This window comes from Neobacillus phoenicis (assembly GCF_047302305.1).
GTDB lineage: Bacteria > Bacillota > Bacilli > Bacillales > Cytobacillaceae > Neobacillus.
Genome location: NZ_CP154847.1, coordinates 4099474 through 4118808 on the forward strand (window position 1 = coordinate 4099474; position 19335 = coordinate 4118808).

Sequence of the window (19335 nt, forward strand, 5' to 3'; positions counted from 1 at the left end):
TGTAAGTTCCCTTCATTCGGTGAGTTTTCCACTCATGTTAAAGAAAAAAAGCCCAAGCAGATATTGTTCTGCTTGGGCTTTTTTTCGAATTTGTGATTCTATTCTTCTTCCGGAACATCAATAATAATCATATCCGATCCGATTTTTTTTATATGTCTCCAAGGAACTCTGATTTCTTCACCTTGTTTCCTAAAGCCAAACCACTTTAATGAAGGAATAAGCAACGCCTGTATTTGTCCTGTGCTTTCATTGATTTCTAAGTCAGTTTGTCCGAGGACACCAAGCCGTTCAGCCTTTTTTACATCAACAATCTCTTTCCCACTTAATTCACTTAACCTCATATCTCCAAAAACCTCCCTCTTCCCCTTTTCTATTATTTTATAGAAGGAAGTTACTATTTAGACTAAAGAAAAAACAGTTCGAGATAATCGAACTGTTTTAGAGCTTGTTGAGAAAGTGTATTTTTCTCAGATATATTTATTAAATGTTACTCCCTGCTAACTGGCCTTTTGATTTCCGCTCCGTGTACTCGCTTTCCGCGGGGAGGTCCTGTAGGCTCCCCGGCACGCCCGCGGAAAGCGAAGCGCCTGGAGCTCCAATCAACAGACCTGTTAAAAAGCATATTCTATTTACGCGACTAATTAGCTCGTTTGATAACTAAAGCGAATAAATAAAATAAAAGGCTATCGATAGTTTTTCGACAACCAAAAAAACAGTTCGAAAACTCGAACTGTTTTAGTGATTATAATTTAGAGGGAAATTCACCATTAGGACTTATTAATGTAACGGAATATTTATCCGAAAAAATAGTTCTTGCCATTTCATCCACACTATTTTTAGTCACTTGATCGATTTGTTCAATAATTTCATCAAGTGAACGGTGGCGTTTTAACAGTAATTCATTTTTACCATTACGACTCATTCGACTGTTCGTACTTTCCAAACTTAACATCAAACTGCCTTTCAGTTGCTCTTTACTATTGGTCAATTCCTTTTCAGTTATCCCAGTTTGTTTTAATTTATCAAGGGTTTCCTGTATGGTTTCAAATAAAACATCGAGTTGCTTCGCGCCTGTTCCTCCATAAACAGTTACTACACCACTATCCTGATAAGCAGAATGATAGGAGAATACTGAGTACGCCAAGCCTCTTTGCTCACGAACTTCTTGAAATAGTCTGGAACTCATACTACCGCCCAAAATATTGTTTAAAGTAATTAAGCTATAGATATCCTCATGACCAACCTTCAATCCTTCAAATCCAATACATAAATGAGCCTGTTCCGTTTCCTTCTTGCGTGACAAGCGGTTTGCATGGAAAGTAGGAAGATTTTCAGGTGTTTCCTTTGACCCACCCTGGTAAGCACCAAAATAATTTTCAACCTCTTTAATAAAGGACTCTGATACATTTCCAGCTATTGAAATGACCACATTTTCAGGTGTATATCTTTCATGGATGTACTCCTTTAGGGAATCTCCTGTAAATGTATTCAATGTTTCCTCTGTCCCTAGAATCGGATAACCAAGTGGGTGGTTTTCATAAACAGCTCTGCTTAGTAAATCATGTACAATATCATCCGGTGTATCTTCATACATTTTAATTTCTTCAAGTACTACATTTTTCTCTTTTTTCAATTCTTCTTCCACAAAAGTAGAATTAAAGAACATGTCAGCTAAAACATCTAATGCAAACTTTGAATGTGTATCCAGTACCTTTGCATAATAGCAGGTATACTCCTTAGATGTAAAAGCGTTAACTTGACCGCCAATGCTGTCAAAGGATTCGGCAATTTCCTTTGCTGAACGTGTTGATGTTCCTTTAAAAAACATGTGCTCTAGGAAATGGGAAATCCCATTTGTTTGTGGATCTTCATTTCTTGAACCGGTTCCAATCCACACACCAATTGCGACAGACCTTACAGTTGGTATGTTTTCTAATACAATTCTTACTCCGTTTTGGCAAGTGTACTTATTAATCATCGACTTCCTCCTGTCTTTAAACAGCAGATGCTACTACTCCAATTATTTATTATACGTTTTTATAGATATTTTCTCCAATTTTCTGATAGATTCTCACAAATTATTTTATTATTCTCGCCTCGCTCATTAACTCTGAGACCGTACCAATCTCTAAATCCTTTTGCTCGATAAGAGAAATGAGCCTGTCAAGTGACTTTGCAGTTGATTCTGTTGGATGCATGAGAACCATGGAGCCTTTATCAATTTTAGACATCACTCGATTTATTAAGACATCAGGTGATGGTTTTTGCCAATCAACCGTATCAACTGTCCACATTACGGTTAACATATTCAGTTCATCTGCTACTTTTATCGTCTCTTCCCGATAGCTGCCACTTGGAGGCGCAAACCAAACTGGTTTTTCCCCTGTAGCCGCTTCAATAATGTTGTTTGTCTTTATTATTTGATCCCTCGTCTGAGCTGCAGTAAGTTTTTTCATGTCTGGATGAGAATAGGAATGATTACCTACTTCATGCCCAGCACTTACAATCATTTTGGCAACATCGGGATTCTTTTTAACCCAATTTCCTTCAAGGAAAAAACTAGCGGATACATTGTGTCTTTTTAATGTGGCGAGCATTTCAGGTAAATATTCATTTCCCCAAGCCACATTAATAATAAAAGATACCATAGGTTTGTCTGGATGCCCTTTATAAATTGGGGTTGGTGGTAAATCCTTTAGATGAATCTTCGGTTTAACTTGGACAAATTCTAATTTCTTTTCATCAAAGACGCCTTTACTTTTCATGTTTTTATATGAAGCGCCAATATCTACCTTTAGGCCATTATATCCTGGAATAGCCTTCCAAACCCTGTCAACCTTAGCATCGGAAGGTGGTATTTCATATGTAGAAGCATTTTTAATAATACTCTGATATAGAGAATCTGACTGCTTCACTGTCGGAAGAGCCGAATCCCTTAAAGAGGATACATATTTGTTCACAAATGGATTATTAACGGAGATCCATGCACTCAAACAAATAACTAAAAATATGCTGACCTTTTTCATTTACCTTTCCCCCTTCCATAAAGATTATGTATAGGAGGGACAAGGTAGAACTTAAAAGGCGGAAGCGCCTTGTTCAGCCCCGACAGGCAAATGTTCTTCGGCGAGAAAAGTCCGCCTTTTGACTTTTATTGCCGAAGGTTATTTGACCCGAGGGGCTAGGCGCTGGAGCTAGATTCAAACAACAATTCCTGTAAAAAAAAGAGTCAGGGTAGCCCCTGACTCATATAAATTGATCACAGCCTTGATTTAGCCTGAGTTTCATTATTTATTATTCTTTATTCTCAGCCTTTTCCCGCTGCTCTTTTAACACGGCTTTTCGAGACAAGTTGACTCTGCCTTGTTTGTCAATTTCGGTTACTTTAACTAAAAGCTCATCACCGATTTTAACAACATCCTCCACTTTTCCTACACGCTCTTCAGCAAGTTCGGAAATATGGACAAGACCATCTTTTCCTGCAAAGATTTCAACGAAGGCTCCGAATTTTTCAATTCGCTTAACCTTACCAAGGTACATTTCACCAACTTGAACCTCTCTAACGATATCTTCGATGATTTTTTTCGCTTTTTGATTCATTACTTGATCGGTCGAAGCAATAAATACCGTTCCATCCTGCTCGATATCGATCTTAACACCAGTTTCTTCAATAATCTTATTGATTTGTTTACCACTTGGCCCAATCACATCACGAATCTTATCCGGATTGATAGTCATCGTTAAAATCTTAGGTGCAAACTGGGAAAGCTCTGCTCTTGGCTCTGTAATGGTAGCTAACATCGAATCCAAGATGTGCATTCTTCCTACTTTTGCTTGTTGCAATGCTTCCTCTAAAATATCGCGAGAAAGACCTTCAATCTTAATATCCATTTGAAGTGCGGTTACTCCTTTAGCGGTACCGGCTACTTTAAAATCCATATCTCCAAGGTGATCTTCCATCCCTTGAATGTCAGAAAGTACGGTATAATACTCACCTGATTTGACAAGACCCATTGCGATTCCTGCTACAGGCGCTTTAATAGGTACACCAGCATCCATCATCGCTAAAGTACTAGCACAAATACTTGCCTGAGAGGTAGAACCATTAGATTCAAGCACTTCAGATACAAGGCGGATTGTATAAGGGAAATCTTTTTCAGACGGAATAATAGGCTCGAGAGCACGTTCACCTAGTGCACCATGTCCAATTTCACGTCGACCCGGTCCACGAATTGGACCTGTTTCCCCAACACTAAAGGAAGGGAAGTTATAATGGTGCATAAAGCGTTTTTCTTCCTCAATTCCTAAACCATCGAGAATCTGTACGTCACCCATTGCTCCAAGTGTACAAATACTTAAAGCTTGAGTTTGTCCACGTGTAAACAATCCTGAACCGTGAGTACGAGGTAAAATACTTACCTGTGATGACAATGGACGGATTTCATCGATTTTACGACCGTCTGGACGTACTTTTTCTACTGTAATTAGGCGGCGTACTTCGCCTTTAACGATCTTGTCCAAGATTTGCTTCACTTGTTTTAAATCTTCATCTGTTGCTTCTTGTTCCTCGTATTTAGCAATCACGTGATTTTTTACTTCTTTAATTGCATCTTCACGGGCATGCTTTTCTTGAACTTGAATAGCTTTAACCATGTCAGCTTCACAAATTTCTCTAACTTCTGCTTCAAGCTCTTTATCAATTTCATAAAGATTAATTTCTCTTTTTGGCTTACCAATTTCTGCAACAATCTTTTCTTGGAATTCAATTAATTGTTTAATATGGTCATGACCAAACATAATTGCTTCAAGCATTGTTTCCTCAGGCACTTCAAGTGCACCTGCCTCAACCATGTTGATAGCATCCTTCGTGCCAGCAACTGTTAAGTGAATATCACTTTTTTCAGCTTGTTCAACCGTTGGATTGATGACAAACTCATTATTTACTCGGCCTACAATCACACCAGCAATTGGACCTTCAAACGGAATATCTGAAGTACTTAATGCTAAAGATGACCCAAACATTGCCGCCATTTCGGAAGAACAGTCTTGATCTACGCTCATGACAATACTGATTACCTGCACATCGTTCCGGAAGCCATCAGCAAAAAGTGGACGGATTGGTCTATCGATGAGACGGCTCGCAAGTATTGCTTTTTCACTTGGACGTCCTTCACGTTTAATAAATCCACCTGGGATCTTACCAACTGCATATAAACGTTCTTCATAGTTTACTGTTAATGGAAAGAAATCGAGATTTTTTGGTTCTTTCGAAGCAGTTGCTGTACTTAATACAGCTGTATCTCCATAGCGGACCATTACCGCACCATTAGCCTGTTTAGCTAACTGTCCAATTTCCACGGTTAATTTACGGCCTGCCCAATCCATAGAATATTCATGTTTCGTTTGTTCCATATTTGTACCCCTCTCTATCTAAATCACTTTCTTAATCTTGCTAATATAAAAAAAGCCATAAATGCTTATGTTATCAATTTCAAATTAGTATTAGTATGCACATAAAAGTCTTGACTTAAAATTATGTATAAAAATTTCTTTACTTCTCTAATTATGCCTTTTTAGCCTAATAAAAAAGCGGGATAAATCCCGCTTCTGTAAACTAACGACGTAGACCAAGCTTATTGATTAACACACGGTAACGTTGAACGTCTTTGTTACGTAGGAATGTTAAAAGATTACGACGTTTACCAACCATTTTCAAAAGACCGCGACGTGAGTGGTGATCTTTCTTGTGAGTACGTAAGTGCTCGTTCAAGTTATTGATTGATTCAGTAAGGACAGCGATTTGAACTTCTGCAGATCCAGTGTCGCTCTCATGAGTTTTGTACTCATTGATAAGTTCATTTTTACGTTCTTGAGTGATTGCCATCCAGGTTCACCTCCTAGTTTTTCTATCCCCTGTTACCGAGCAAGCGTCGGTGACTCGACTTGCCAAGCAAAGGTTGTTTTTAATACGTATTTAAGAATACATCTTTTTACGTCAAAAAGCAAGTCGAAACCTTATTTTAATGTAAGAAAAACTTTGATAAAAGCGGCTTTAGCAGGAAGATTGTCGATTCTTTTCAAAATATTCTATTGCCTTTTGCTTATCTTTTTCTATTTGACTAACTAATTCTTCAATTCCAGAGAACTTCTGTTCTTTACGCAAGTACAGATGCCATTCGACGACTACTTCTTCTCCATAAATTTCCTGTTCAAATTCAAATAAGTGAACTTCAACAGTTAGTTTTAACGCTTCTTTATTAAATGTTGGCTTATAGCCAACATTACAAACGCCATTATACCAATGACCCTTCACCTTCATTTTTACTGCGTATACACCCAACGGAGGGATTATATACTCTTCATTCAGGTCAATATTTGCTGTTGGGAAACCTATCGTTCTCCCTCGCTTGTCGCCATGAATAACAATGCCTGTTGTCATGTAATATCTGCCAAGCAGTCCAGGAAGTTCATTTACTTTCGCTTCATTTAGCAAGTGACGAATTCTTGTAGAACTGACCTTTTCCTCACCATGATCTAACTTTGGAACAACGGAGTAGGATAATTGATCTCTAGAATGGAATGGCAGGGTTTCCATCGTTCCTTTTCCCATCCGCCCATAAGAATAATCAAAGCCAGCCACTACATGCTTCACATTCAGCCCTATCACATATTGGTCAATGAACTCCTGAGGAAGTAAATTAGCAAACTCTGATGTAAAATGTACAATAAATAAATAGTCTATGCCTAACTCTTCAATAATCTTTATTTTATCTGATAAGGGCGTAATATATTGTACGTGCTTTTTGCTCTTACCCAATACAACAGAGGGATGAGGGTCAAAAGTCATTACTGCACTTTGAAGCCCCTGCTCTTCTGCTTGTCTTTTTGCTTCTAGGATTACTTGTTGATGCCCCCTATGAACACCATCAAAATAGCCCAAGGCCATCGCTAAAGGCGGAAAATCGTTTCTATCTATTTTATGTGGAAAATTAAGCCTTTTGACTTCCAATTGAAACTCACCTTTTCTATACCGAAACCTTATTATTCATTTCGCAATACTTTTACTGGTTTAAGCAGGTCTGGCTTGCTTGGATGTTTTGCGTAAATGGCGAGAGCCAGTCCATCTGCTGTTTCAGCGATAATCGGTCCGTTAGTTGTTTTTAAGTGTTCAGGTATTGGTAATACCGCACCATTTTTCACTTTCTCTGCTACTTTATCATTAATCTGTAATTTCGGCAAATAAGAAAGTGCAGTCTCTAATGGTCGCAAAACAGTAGAAATTTCTCCAGTTTCCATCAGCTTTTCTACATCCTCAAAGGCCAGACAATCCTCCAATGTGAAGGCTGCCGACTGGATTCTTATTAGTTTGGACATGTGTGCAGGGTACCCTAATCTTTCACCAATCATGACTGCTAACGTGCGAATATATGTCCCTTTACTGCAACTAACTCTAAAACGGAAACGTATTGTTTCACCTGAAAATTCTGTCCGATCATCCAGTAGTTCAATTGAATAGATCGTTACCATCCTAGAAGGGCGTTCAACTTCAATGCCTTTCCGAGCATATTCGTACAGACGAACCCCTCCAACCTTTACGGCTGAAAACATCGGTGGGGTTTGTTCAATTTCTCCCGTCAATGAATCAAGGACCTTTTGAATTTCTTCTCGTAGAATGGTTCGATCAACATCTTTCTTTTCAACCACTTCACCAGATGCATCTTCCGTCGTGGTAGAGAAACCAATAGTAACTTCACCTTCGTATGCTTTTCCAGCGTCCGTAATATACTCGGCAACCTTTGTTGCTTTTCCAATACAAATAGGGAGAACCCCCGTTACATCCGGGTCAAGTGTTCCAGTATGTCCCACTTTTTTTGTTTTTAATATTTTTCTTAACTTAAAAACACAATCATGGGAAGTTAGCCCTGCTGGTTTGAATAATGGTAATATTCCTTCCACCTTATTCACTCCGATCTCAGTAATATTCGAAAAAAATGGATAGACGATTGTCTATCCATTTTACTGTTAATTTCTGCTTATTTTTGAATTTATTCTTCGTCATTCTTTTCCATCGGTTTGTCATCATCCGTATGCAATTGATGGAGAAGGGTATTAATTCGATTACCATAGTCGAATGATTCATCCCACTCAAAAATAATTTCAGGTGTCTTACGAAGGCGAATACGGTGGCCAATTTCAGTTCTGATAAAACCTTTTGCTTTCGCTAAGCCTTTTAATGTATTCTCCTTTTGCTCGTCATCACCTAACACAGAAATAAATACTTTTGCTTGTTGCAAATCTCCTGTAACTTGAACATCAGTAACTGTAACAAAGCCGATCCGAGGATCTTTTATTTTACGGCCGATGATGTCACTAAGTTCTTTTTTCATTTGCTCTCCAACACGATTTGCTCTGTGGCTCATCATATTCACCTCTTAATTTAAAGCCAATCAATCTCGGTGATTGTTCGTTCTATCTCAGGAAACGAGTCAATTAATTTTAATGCGTTTTGCAACTCCATCTCTGTAGATACCCGATTAGAGGTAACAACCGCAATGGCAATTTTCGTTCTTTGCCATACATCCTGAAAGTCAACCTCTGCAACGGATACATTAAATTTCTGTTTTAACCGAGTTAGAATTCTCTGCAAAACGGCTCGTTTCTCTTTTAATGAATGAGCATCATAGATGATACATTCACATTCGGCAACACCGGTGATCATTTACGTTCAATCTCTTCCATTACATAAGCTTCAATGATGTCTCCTTCTTTAACATCATTGTAGTTTTTAATCGTAACACCACATTCGTAACCTTTTGATACCTCTTTTGCATCATCTTTGAAACGTTTTAACGCATCAATTTGTCCTTCAAAGATGACAACTCCGTTACGAACTAAACGAATGCCACTATCACGGGTAATTTTCCCTTCAGTAACAAACGACCCAGCAATGGTACCAACCTTTGAAACCTTGAAAGTCTGACGAACTTCAGCTTGACCAATAATTTTCTCTTGGAATTCAGGGTCAAGCATTCCCTTCATGGCTGCTTCGATTTCTTCAATAACTTTATAAATAATACGGTGCAGACGAACATCCACCTTTTCAGCTTCCGCAGCACGCTTAGCATTTACATCTGGACGAACGTTAAATCCGATGACAATTGCATTTGAAGCAGCTGCAAGGGTAATATCCGACTCATTAATAGCACCAGCACCACTATGAATAATTTTAATGTTTACGCCTTCTACATCTATTTTTTGCAATGATGCAGCTACGGCTTCAGCAGAACCTTGAACATCTGCTTTTAGAATGATGTTTAAGTCCTTCATTTCACCTTGCTTCAATTGGTCAAATAGTGTTTCAAGACTAACAACGGATTTTTCTCCACGTTGAGCTACTAGTGCAGTTTGCGCACGCGCTTCCCCAACTTGACGAGCTGTTTTTTCGTCTTCAAATACAACAAAACGATCACCGGCCTGCGGAACATCATTAAGTCCTGTAATTTCTACTGGAGTAGAAGGACCCGCTTCTTTCACCCGTCGTCCTTTATCATTCACCATCGCACGAACCCGTCCGAATGTATTTCCAACAACAATCGGATCACCAATTTTTAAAGTACCGTTTTGAACTAATAATGTCGCAACAGATCCACGGCCTTTATCTAATTGTGCTTCGATAACCGTACCGACTGCTTTTCGGTTAGGATTGGCTTTATATTCTTCCACTTCACTTACAAGTAAAATCATTTCGAGAAGAGTGTCAATTCCTTCTCCGGTTTTTGCAGAAAGTGGTACAAAGATAGTATCCCCACCCCATGCTTCAGATACTAATCCATGTTCAGTTAATTCCTGCATAACTCGGTCTGCATTAGCAGCTTCTTTATCCATTTTGTTTACAGCTACAATGATTGGAACTTCAGCAGCCTTTGCATGGTTAATTGCTTCAACCGTTTGCGGCATAACACCATCGTCCGCTGCTACCACAAGAATGGTAATATCAGTGATTTTCGCCCCACGAGCACGCATGGTCGTAAATGCAGCATGTCCCGGTGTATCAAGGAAAGTAATCTTCTTTCCATTTTCAACTACTTGATAGGCACCGATATGCTGGGTAATTCCGCCAGCTTCTCCTTCAGTTACCTTTGTATTACGAATGGAATCTAAAAGGGTTGTTTTACCATGGTCTACGTGACCCATAATTGTTACAACAGAGGGTCTTTCTACTAAGTCTTCTGTTGTATCTTCGGTAAAGTAAACTTCAAGATCAGTTGTATCAATCTTAATTTCTTCTTCTACCTCTACCCCGTATTCCCCAGCAATCAATTCAATAGCATCTTTATCTAGCACTTGGTTAATAGTAGCCATTACACCAAGTAAAAAGAGCTTTTTAATGATTTCTGATGGTTCACGATAGATTTTTTTCGCTAGTTCACCAACAGTTAAAGACTCGCTAAAAGTAATTTTAGCTGGAAGCTCTTTTTCTTTTTTCTTCTGAGGCTGTGCTTGCTGAACTGGTGTATGAGTCTTCTTCTTGTTATTGTTGTTATTACGATTATTACGATTTTGATTATTATTATAAGGCTTAGCCTTTGCTTTATCCGCACTACTGAAGACTTTATTTTCTTTTGATTGATATTCTTGGTTCTGTTTTTTGCCTTCAGCCGCTTTTGGAGGAGATACCACTTTTACCTTTTTAGGTGTAGGAGAATTATCTGCAGCTTCCTCAAATGCTTTAGGTGCATTTTTAGACTGTACTTGCGGCTTTTGACCAGACTGTGCCGGTCTTTGATTTGGACGTTGTTGTTGCTGAGCAGGACGTCCATTTGAGCGTTGTTGCTGACCGCCACTCATTTGTTTAGTTTGTTGTGTATTGCTTTCCTTTTTGTTGAATGTTGCGTCAAGCTTTTTAACATCTGCATCTTCTATTGTTGCCATATGGTTAGAAACCTCTATATTCATTTCTTTTAATTTTGTGATAATATCTTTACTTGAAATATTGTGTTTTTTTGCGTATTCATAAACACGGATTTTACTCATATTTTCACCCCCGCTAGATTTAATCGAGCAACGTTACCAGTTTCTTTGCAAATCCATCATCCAAAACAGCTACAACAACGCGGGCTTCCTTGCCAATTGCTTGACCTAGAAGATGGCGATCATCCACCATTTTCAATGGAACATGATAGGAATTACACTTATCTGTAATTTTTTTAGTCGTATTTGCAGATGCATCCGCGGCTAATAAAACGAGCTTTGCTTTACCGTTTCTAATTTCCTTTAAGGCAAGCTCCTCACCCGATATGATTTTACGCGCTCGATTGGCCAAGCCAAGCAATGACATCCATTGATTTTGTTTCATTTGGATTGTCAGTTCTCCTTCTCAATTAGCTCAAGTAGTTCTTCGTATATCGAATCATTTATAGAAACCTCTAAATGGTTAGCTAAAGTATTTTTCTTCTTGGCTAATAGGATAGCTTCTTTGTCTCTTGAAAGGTATGCACCTCTACCGGATTTTTTTCCAGTTAAATCGATGGTTACATCCCCTTCCTTTGAGCGAACGATGCGAACGAGTTCTTTTTTCGGCTTCATTTCACCGGTTGCCACACATTTGCGCATAGGAACTTTTTTTCTTGTGTTCACGATCATTCACCTCCTAATTAGTCCAAATCATCATCTTCATAATCAAAATCTGTTTCCACTTGATCATCAAAAAGTCTGATTGTTTCTTCACGTGGGTAAATTCCTAGCTCACGTGCTTCCGTTTCAGCTTTGATATCAATTTTCCAACCAGTTAATTTTGCTGCCAGTCGAGCATTTTGACCGCGTTTACCGATTGCTAATGAAAGTTGATAATCCGGTACCACAACTGTCGTTGCTTTTTCATTTTCGTTCACCATAACATCTAGCACTTTTGAAGGGCTTAAAGAATTAGCGACAAAAACAACTGGATCATCAGACCATTTAACAATATCAATTTTTTCACCTTTTAATTCATTAACTACCGCTTGCACCCTTGTTCCTTTTGGTCCTACACAAGAACCAACAGGATCAACCTCAGGATTGTCGGAATGAACGGAGATTTTTGATCGGTCTCCTGCTTCACGAGCAACAGATTTAATTTCAACTGTACCGTCGTAAATTTCAGGAACTTCAATTTCAAATAGACGTTTCAGTAACCCAGGATGAGTTCTTGAAACAAAAATTTGTGGACCTTTAGTGGTTTTTTCCACTTTAGTAATAAAAACTTTGATTCGATCATGAGGTTTGTAACGTTCATTTGGCATTTGTTCATTTAAAGGTAACAGTGCTTCAATTTTACCAAGGCTGACATAAATAAATTTAGAATCAAGTCTTTGAACGATACCAGTCATGATGTCTTCTTCACGGTCAATAAATTCAGAATAAATAATACCTCTCTCAGCTTCTCTAACACGCTGAGTTACCACTTGTTTCGCTGTTTGTGCAGCGATTCTTCCGAAGTCTTTTGGAGTTACTTCCATTTCAACTACATCTTCTACCTGGTAATTAGGATTAATGTGTTGGGCATCTGCAATAGAAATTTCAAGGCGTGGATCAAAAACTTCATCCACCACTTCTTTTCTTGCAAAAACCCGCATGGATCCATTTTGTAAATTCAAATCAATGCGGACATTTTGTGCCTGATTGAAATTACGACGGTATGCTGATACCAATGCTGCCTCAATTGCATCAATTAGTATATCTCTGGAAATACCTTTCTCTCTTTCCAGTATTGTAAGAGCATCTAATAATTCGCTGCTCATTTGCTTGTATCCCCCTACTCTTATTCAATTTTTTATTTATGAAAATACAACAGCCAGTCTTGCACTTGCCACTTTTTCATAAGGAATTTCAATCGATTTTTTACGAGTTTTGATTTTCACTTCAATTTTTAAGTGTTGACCATCAAAATCAAGTAATTTACCTTCAAAACCTTTTTCTCCATCAATTGGTTCATAAGTTTTTATAAAAACATTCTTGCCAATAGCCTTTTCAAAATCTTTTTCTTTTTTCAATGGACGCTCTGCACCCGGAGAGGATACTTCAAGAAAGTAGTTATGGGGAATCGGATCCAATTCATCGAGTTTTTCACTTAGTCGCTCACTAACCAGACCACAATCCTCAATATCAACTCCTGTGTCCTTATCGATATATACGCGAAGATACCAGTTTTTACCTTCCTTTACATATTCAATATCCACTAATTCTAAGCTAAGTTCTTGAAAAATTGGTGCAGCCAGCTCTTCTACAACTTCCGTTACTTTGCTCATGCTTTACCTCCTTTTCTAAAATATTTCACCCATATTCTATGTAGTTCACGGAAAGTTTTATCAAATAACACTAAAAAACATTTGTAAACAAAACCAAGATACGTACAACTTTCAAGTGCAAGTACCTCGATTACATAACGAAAGAGTGGGTTTCCCCACTCTTGAACACGAGAGTATTTCTTAGTATTTCCAATAAAACTATACCATAACCATTGTTTTTATGCAAACACAACGGTGGTTTATCCGGGTTATCCCTATTTAAAACAAAGATAACTGGTTTTGCTCCGGTAGAGCATTCAAACACCCTTGTTTGTCTAAATATTCAAGAATGGTCTTCGAAACCTTTCCTCGTTGTTGAAGGTCTTCTTTTGATAAGAACTCTCCATCTTGCCTTGCTTTTACAATATTAAAAGCAGCATTGGTTCCTAAACCAGGAATTGAATTGAACGGTGGAATGAGTGTGTTCCCTTCAATAATAAAATCTGATGCATCAGATTTATATAAATCATAATTCTGGAATGAAAATCCCCTTTCTGTCATTTCAAGTGCTAGCTCTAGAACAGTTAGGAGGTTTTTCTCTTTATTAGATGCTTCCAGACCTTTTGCGTTGATTTCTTCTATCTTTGCTCGGATTGCTTCAGGTCCACGAGACATTGCTTCAATGTCAAAGTCCTCGGCACGAACCGTAAAATAAGCAGCATAGTAAAGAAGTGGTAGATGCACCTTAAAGTACGCAATCCGTACCGCCATTAATACATAGGCAGCCGCGTGTGCTTTAGGGAACATGTATTTGATTTTTTTGCAGGAGTCAATATACCATTCTGGTACTTCGTTTCTCCGCATTTCAGCTTCCATTTCTTCACTTAAACCCTTACCTTTACGGACAGATTCCATAATTTTAAAAGCAAAGGAAGGTTCGAGCCCCTGATAGATCAAGTAGACCATGATATCATCACGACAGCCAATTACTTCACTTAAATTACATGTTTGGTTGTGAATTAATTCCTGTGCATTTCCTAGCCAAACGTCTGTGCCATGCGATAGTCCTGAAATCTGGACGAGTTCTGAGAATGTGGTTGGCTTTGTATCTTCTAGCATCTGTCTAACGAATCGAGTCCCAAACTCAGGAATCCCAAGCGTACCCGTTTTACACATAATTTGTTGTTCCGTTACACCCAACGATTCTGTTCCACTAAAGATTTTCATTACTTCAGGGTCATCCGTTGGAATGGTTTTAGGGTCCATTCCACTTAAGTCTTGCAGCATTCTGATGACAGTCGGATCATCGTGTCCGAGTATATCGAGCTTCAAGACATTATCATGGATGGAATGGAAATCAAAGTGAGTTGTTTTCCATTCGGAATTTCTATCGTCCGCTGGAAATTGAATCGGTGTGAAATCATATACATCCATATAATCAGGAATTACGATAATCCCACCAGGATGCTGTCCGGTTGTTCTTTTTACACCGGTACACCCCGAAGCAAGCCTCTCCACTTCTGCACCACGCAATTGAAGGTTGTTATCCTGCTGATAGGCCTTCACATATCCAAATGCTGTTTTATCGGCAACCGTGCCAATAGTTCCTGCACGATAGACATACTCCTCACCAAATAGTACCTTTGTATAGTTATGAGCACGAGGCTGATATTCCCCTGAGAAGTTCAAGTCGATATCGGGAACCTTGTCCCCTTTAAAGCCAAGGAAAGTTTCAAACGGAATATCATGTCCATCCTTTTTATACTTATCACCGCACTGTGGACAATCTTTATCTGGCAAGTCAAATCCTGAACCGACAGAACCATCATTAAAGAACTCTGAATGCTTACAGGTTGGACAAACATAGTGAGGCGGCAATGGGTTCACTTCCGTTATCTCAGTCATTGTGGCGACTAAGGAGGAACCAACGGAACCACGGGAACCAACTAGATAACCATCATCCAATGATTTTTTTACCAGCTTATGTGAAATTAAGTAAATTACGGCGAATCCATGGCCGATAATACTTTTCAATTCTTTCTCTAATCTGGCTTCAACAATCTCTGGAAGATTGTCACCATATATTTTACGAGCCATAGAATAGCTCATTTCACGCATCTCTTCATCGGCACCTTCAATTTTTGGTGTATAGAGATCATCTTTAATCGGCTTTATGTTGTCAATCATGTCGGCAATTTTATTCGTGTTAGTAACAACGATTTCCTTTGCCTTCTCTTTACCCAAAAAGGCAAAAGCATCGAGCATCTCATTGGTTGTTCTAAAGTGAACATCAGGTAACTCATGACGGTTTAGCGGATTCGCTCCACCTTGTGAATTAACTAAAATTTTACGGTAGATTTTATCATTTTCATTGAGATAATGAACATTTCCCGTAGCCACAACAGGGATCCCTAACTTATCACCTAGTGTAACGATCTTGCCAATAATATCTTCCATTGATTTTTCATCACGAACCAATTCCATTTCAATCAACGGAGCATTTACTTCTTTTGGCATTACTTCTAGATAATCATAGAATCCCGCGAAAGCTTCGACTTCTTCGGGAGATTTTTGCATCATCCCTTCAAACACTTCACCTTTATTACAACCAGAGCCAACAAGAATTCCTTCTCTGTATTTTTGCAGAACCGATCGAGGAAGCCTCGGTACTCGATAAAAGTATTCAATATGTGCAATGGAAACGAGCTTAAATAGGTTCTTTAACCCCGCCTCGGTTTGTGCTAAAAGTGTACAATGATATGGACGAGCACGTTGATAGGCATTCCCCTTACCCATGTTATTGTTAAATTCATCATGGTAGTGGATTCCTTTTTCTAGTGCATCCTTTAACATTTTTAATAATAAGTAGCCTGTTGCTTCTGCATCATAAATCGCCCGGTGATGCTGAGTTAATTCAATATCAAACTTTTTTGCTAAGGTATTTAACCGGTGGTTTTTAAGCTCAGGATAAAGAAAACGTCCAAGCTCAAGTGTATCGATGACAGGATTTTTAGCCTTTTCTAACCCAATTTGTTTATACCCTACATTCAGGAATCCCATATCGAAGGATGCATTGTGGGCGACTAGAACTCCATCCTCTACCCAATCATGGAACTTTCTCAACACTTCTTCGACCTCAGGTGCATTTTGCACCATATCGTCCGTTATTCCTGTTAAATTAATCGTTGTTGCCGATAGTCGATGGTGCGGATTTGCAAATGACTCAAAACGGTCAATAATTTCTCCATTCTTCACTTTTACAGCTGCTAATTCAATAATCGTATCATAGACAGCTGAAAGTCCTGTTGTTTCTACGTCGAATACAACATACGTATCCTCTGTAAGGAGACGATGTGCATCATTATAAGCAATCGGTACTCCATCATCGACTAAATTGACTTCCACACCATATAGGATCTTGATATCGTTTTTCTTACCAGCACCGTATGCTTCTGGGAACGATTGAGCCACCGCATGATCGGTGACTGCAATAGCTTTATGTCCCCATTTTTTTGCTTGAGCAACTAAAGCACTTACAGGTGTGACAGCATCCATCTGACTCATAGGTGTATGCAAATGCAATTCTACCCGTTTCTCATCGTCTGGTGCAGTATCTTTCCGCCCAGCGGGTTTTATTTCATTTATATCATTTCCAATCATGACAAGGTCACGCACAAAGGTATCGTTCTGAATGCTTCCACGAACCTTAACCCACATTCCCTTTTTCACACGCTGGAACAAGGCAGCATCCTCTTTATCTCGAGAAAACATTTTTACCATTAGCGAACTTGTATAATCGGTAATCTTAAAGGTTAGTAATGAACGTCCACTGCGTAATTCTCTTATTTCCGCATCAAAAATATAACCTTGAACAGCAACTCTTCGTTCTTCATCAACGATATCAATCATACTGCGAAGATCATTATCATCTTTTATGGTTAAACCAATGGAAAGCGGACCATCAGGAACATCTCCTGAAGCTTGGTCTTTTTCTGCATCACTCTTTTGCATTTCAACCATTGCCAGGAGAGCACGTTCCTGATCTTCTTTTTGTTTGGCCAGTAGAAATTTTTCGTATTCTTCATTTTTTTCTTCCGCTTTTAAGTCTGTTTCAATTGAAAACTGCGGGAAACCAAACGATTGAAAAATATCTCCAATTACTGAACCATATTTTCGTTTTAAGGCAAGACCCTCTGCCTCATTTCTTACCGTAATCGTTAACTTATTTCCGCTAACGATTGGCATTTGTTCATTTAAAAGTTTCAGTAGTGGGGGAGAAATTCCATCGATTTGTTGGATACAATGACTCCAATACTCTAATAAAAGTTCTGGCGTACTGTTTGGATTTGGCACTTTAATTTCATAAGTAATAGTAGCAATATCGGAAAAGGTTCGTTCCAATTGTGTGGTGAACCTTACATAAACATTAAAAGGGAGAATTTTTTCTAATAAGAATTGAAAATGCCACTTCCTTGCTTTCTTTTCAACCAATAGTCTTTCAATTTGCGCATTTGTAAAATGCACTACAACAGCATCCTCAATTAATTGCAGCTGCTGGAGCAAGAGTTGGAATCGCTCTTTATTGCCTAGGGCATGTTCGCTCATCGTTCTCTCTCCCATCTATATTAAAATCTCTCTGTCTCTTTATTATTGAATAGTAATTATATCATATGATACGGAATGATTCGTCTGATTTCGACAGAAAACTTCATCCATTTTGGGAAAAATGTATCCTAAAAAAATAAGGACCGCAATTCGCGATCCTTATTTTTTATTTCAAGAAAAATCTCTGTATGTCGTTCCACGTGACTACGAGCATCAACAGCATAAGGAGGGCGAAACCGATAAAATGTACCATTCCTTCTTTTTGTCGGTCGATCGGCTTCCCTCTCACTGCTTCGACTGCAAAGAACATCAATCTTCCACCATCGAGGGCAGGGATTGGTAATAAATTCATAATTCCTAAGTTAATACTTAAAATTCCAGCCCATTTCATTAAGTAATAAATCCCCGATTTAGCTACTTCATCTGTTGATTTGTAGATTCCAACAGGGCCTGAAAGGGCATCGATTGAAAATTGACCAGTAACCAATTTTCCAAGCATAACAAAAATTTGCTTTGTCCAAAAATATGTTTCAGTGAAACCAGACTTTACGGCCTGAACAGGTGATTTTTCCACAGGACTATAAACACCTATAATTCCCATTTTCTTTCCTTCAACGGTTTTTTCAAGAGGAGTTACTTGAATCTCTTTTTCATTACCGTCACGAACAATAGAGAAATCAAGTTCTTCATTTGGATTTTTTCGAATGATTTCAACCACATCGGTCCAGCTTGAAATTTCCGAACCATTGATACTCTGAACTAAATCACCTTTTTTAAGGCCAGCCATCTTAGCTGCCCCATCAGGAGTAATTTCACCCAATTTCGCTTCATTTGAAGGTACACCCTGGAGTAATGCAATAACAATAAATACAATAAACGCTAGAACAAAGTTCATCATGGGACCAGCAAATATTGCCATAAATCTTTGACCTAATGTTTTAGAACCAAATTGACGGTCAACCGGAGCGATTTGTGATTCGACTCCATTTTCTACTATTACTGCGTTAGGATGTACTTTAAAAGCGTGCAAACTTTCATCTTCATCTTCCGGAAATCCCTTTATGACTAGATCCCGTTCAATATCAGCATATTCGACCTCTACAATTCTGCAGTTAGGGAATTTCTCTTTATTATTTAAGATAATTTTTGTAACATTTTCCTGCGTATCAAACAATAGACCAATACGATATCCAGGCTTTATTTCAACTACTTCAGGGTCTTCACCAGCCATTCGGACAAAACCGCCAATTGGTAGAAGACGAATCGTATAAGTAGTCTCTCCTTTTTTATGGGAGAATACTTTTGGACCCATGCCAATGGCAAATTCACGACAAAGGATACCTGCCCTTTTTGCAAAAATAAAATGGCCTAATTCATGAAAGAAAACAAGTGCACCAAAAATGACAATAAAGGCAATAACTGTACTCAAATTTTAAAACCACCTTTTTTAAGGATAGGGGGTGAA

General features: G+C 38.5%; 16 protein-coding genes. All 16 read right to left on the reverse strand.

The features are described from left to right. Window positions 1–98: 98 nt before the first annotated feature. Window positions 99–341: a YlmC/YmxH family sporulation protein gene (locus AA0X95_RS21050; RefSeq protein ID WP_413301270.1), complete on the reverse strand. Its 243-nt coding sequence runs from the start codon at window positions 339–341 to the stop codon at window positions 99–101. Window positions 342–742: 401 nt separating this feature from the next. Next, window positions 743–1978, reverse strand: a complete 1236-nt coding sequence (locus AA0X95_RS21055) for a M16 family metallopeptidase (protein ID WP_413301272.1) — start codon at window positions 1976–1978, stop codon at window positions 743–745. Between the two features lie 100 nt (window positions 1979–2078). Next, the gene (locus AA0X95_RS21060; protein ID WP_413301274.1) at window positions 2079–3026 is read right to left on the reverse strand and encodes a polysaccharide deacetylase family protein; all 948 of its coding nucleotides are present in this window, start codon (window positions 3024–3026) and stop codon (window positions 2079–2081) included. Between the two features lie 268 nt (window positions 3027–3294). Continuing rightward, a complete protein-coding gene (gene pnp / locus AA0X95_RS21065) occupies window positions 3295–5412 on the reverse strand; it encodes a polyribonucleotide nucleotidyltransferase (protein ID WP_413301276.1) in 2118 nt (705 codons plus the stop codon). Window positions 5413–5614: 202 nt separating this feature from the next. Continuing rightward, window positions 5615–5884 (reverse strand): 30S ribosomal protein S15, encoded by a 270-nt coding sequence (rpsO, locus tag AA0X95_RS21070; RefSeq protein WP_024026799.1) that lies wholly within the window; start codon window positions 5882–5884, stop codon window positions 5615–5617. A 168-nt stretch (window positions 5885–6052) separates the two neighbouring features. Next, window positions 6053–7009: a bifunctional riboflavin kinase/FAD synthetase gene (gene ribF, locus AA0X95_RS21075; protein ID WP_413301278.1), complete on the reverse strand. Its 957-nt coding sequence runs from the start codon at window positions 7007–7009 to the stop codon at window positions 6053–6055. A 32-nt stretch (window positions 7010–7041) separates the two neighbouring features. Beyond that, window positions 7042–7956: a tRNA pseudouridine(55) synthase TruB gene (gene truB / locus AA0X95_RS21080; RefSeq protein ID WP_413301280.1), complete on the reverse strand. Its 915-nt coding sequence runs from the start codon at window positions 7954–7956 to the stop codon at window positions 7042–7044. Between the two features lie 89 nt (window positions 7957–8045). Then, window positions 8046–8420 (reverse strand): 30S ribosome-binding factor RbfA, encoded by a 375-nt coding sequence (gene rbfA / locus AA0X95_RS21085; RefSeq protein ID WP_413310146.1) that lies wholly within the window; start codon window positions 8418–8420, stop codon window positions 8046–8048. 17 nt (window positions 8421–8437) lie between these two features. Continuing rightward, window positions 8438–8719: a DUF503 domain-containing protein gene (locus tag AA0X95_RS21090; RefSeq protein WP_413301282.1), complete on the reverse strand. Its 282-nt coding sequence runs from the start codon at window positions 8717–8719 to the stop codon at window positions 8438–8440. Further along, complete coding sequence (gene infB / locus AA0X95_RS21095) at window positions 8716–11034, reverse strand: translation initiation factor IF-2 (RefSeq protein WP_413301284.1); 2319 nt, start codon at window positions 11032–11034, stop codon at window positions 8716–8718. Before infB ends, AA0X95_RS21090 begins: the two co-directional genes overlap by 4 nt. A 19-nt stretch (window positions 11035–11053) precedes the next feature. Beyond that, the gene (locus tag AA0X95_RS21100; protein WP_413301286.1) at window positions 11054–11356 is read right to left on the reverse strand and encodes a YlxQ family RNA-binding protein; all 303 of its coding nucleotides are present in this window, start codon (window positions 11354–11356) and stop codon (window positions 11054–11056) included. Between the two features lie 8 nt (window positions 11357–11364). Further along, entirely contained in the window at window positions 11365–11637 is a 273-nt protein-coding gene (gene rnpM / locus AA0X95_RS21105; RefSeq protein ID WP_308080169.1) for an RNase P modulator RnpM, read from the reverse strand. 17 nt (window positions 11638–11654) lie between these two features. Next, a complete protein-coding gene (nusA, locus tag AA0X95_RS21110; RefSeq protein ID WP_413301288.1) occupies window positions 11655–12779 on the reverse strand; it encodes a transcription termination factor NusA in 1125 nt (374 codons plus the stop codon). A 36-nt stretch (window positions 12780–12815) separates the two neighbouring features. Beyond that, a complete protein-coding gene (gene rimP, locus AA0X95_RS21115) occupies window positions 12816–13286 on the reverse strand; it encodes a ribosome maturation factor RimP (RefSeq protein WP_413301290.1) in 471 nt (156 codons plus the stop codon). A gap of 258 nt (window positions 13287–13544) precedes the next feature. Further along, entirely contained in the window at window positions 13545–17870 is a 4326-nt protein-coding gene (locus AA0X95_RS21120) for a PolC-type DNA polymerase III (protein WP_413301292.1), read from the reverse strand. 166 nt (window positions 17871–18036) lie between these two features. Next, window positions 18037–19299: an RIP metalloprotease RseP gene (gene rseP / locus AA0X95_RS21125; protein ID WP_413301294.1), complete on the reverse strand. Its 1263-nt coding sequence runs from the start codon at window positions 19297–19299 to the stop codon at window positions 18037–18039. Window positions 19300–19335 lie beyond the last annotated feature (36 nt).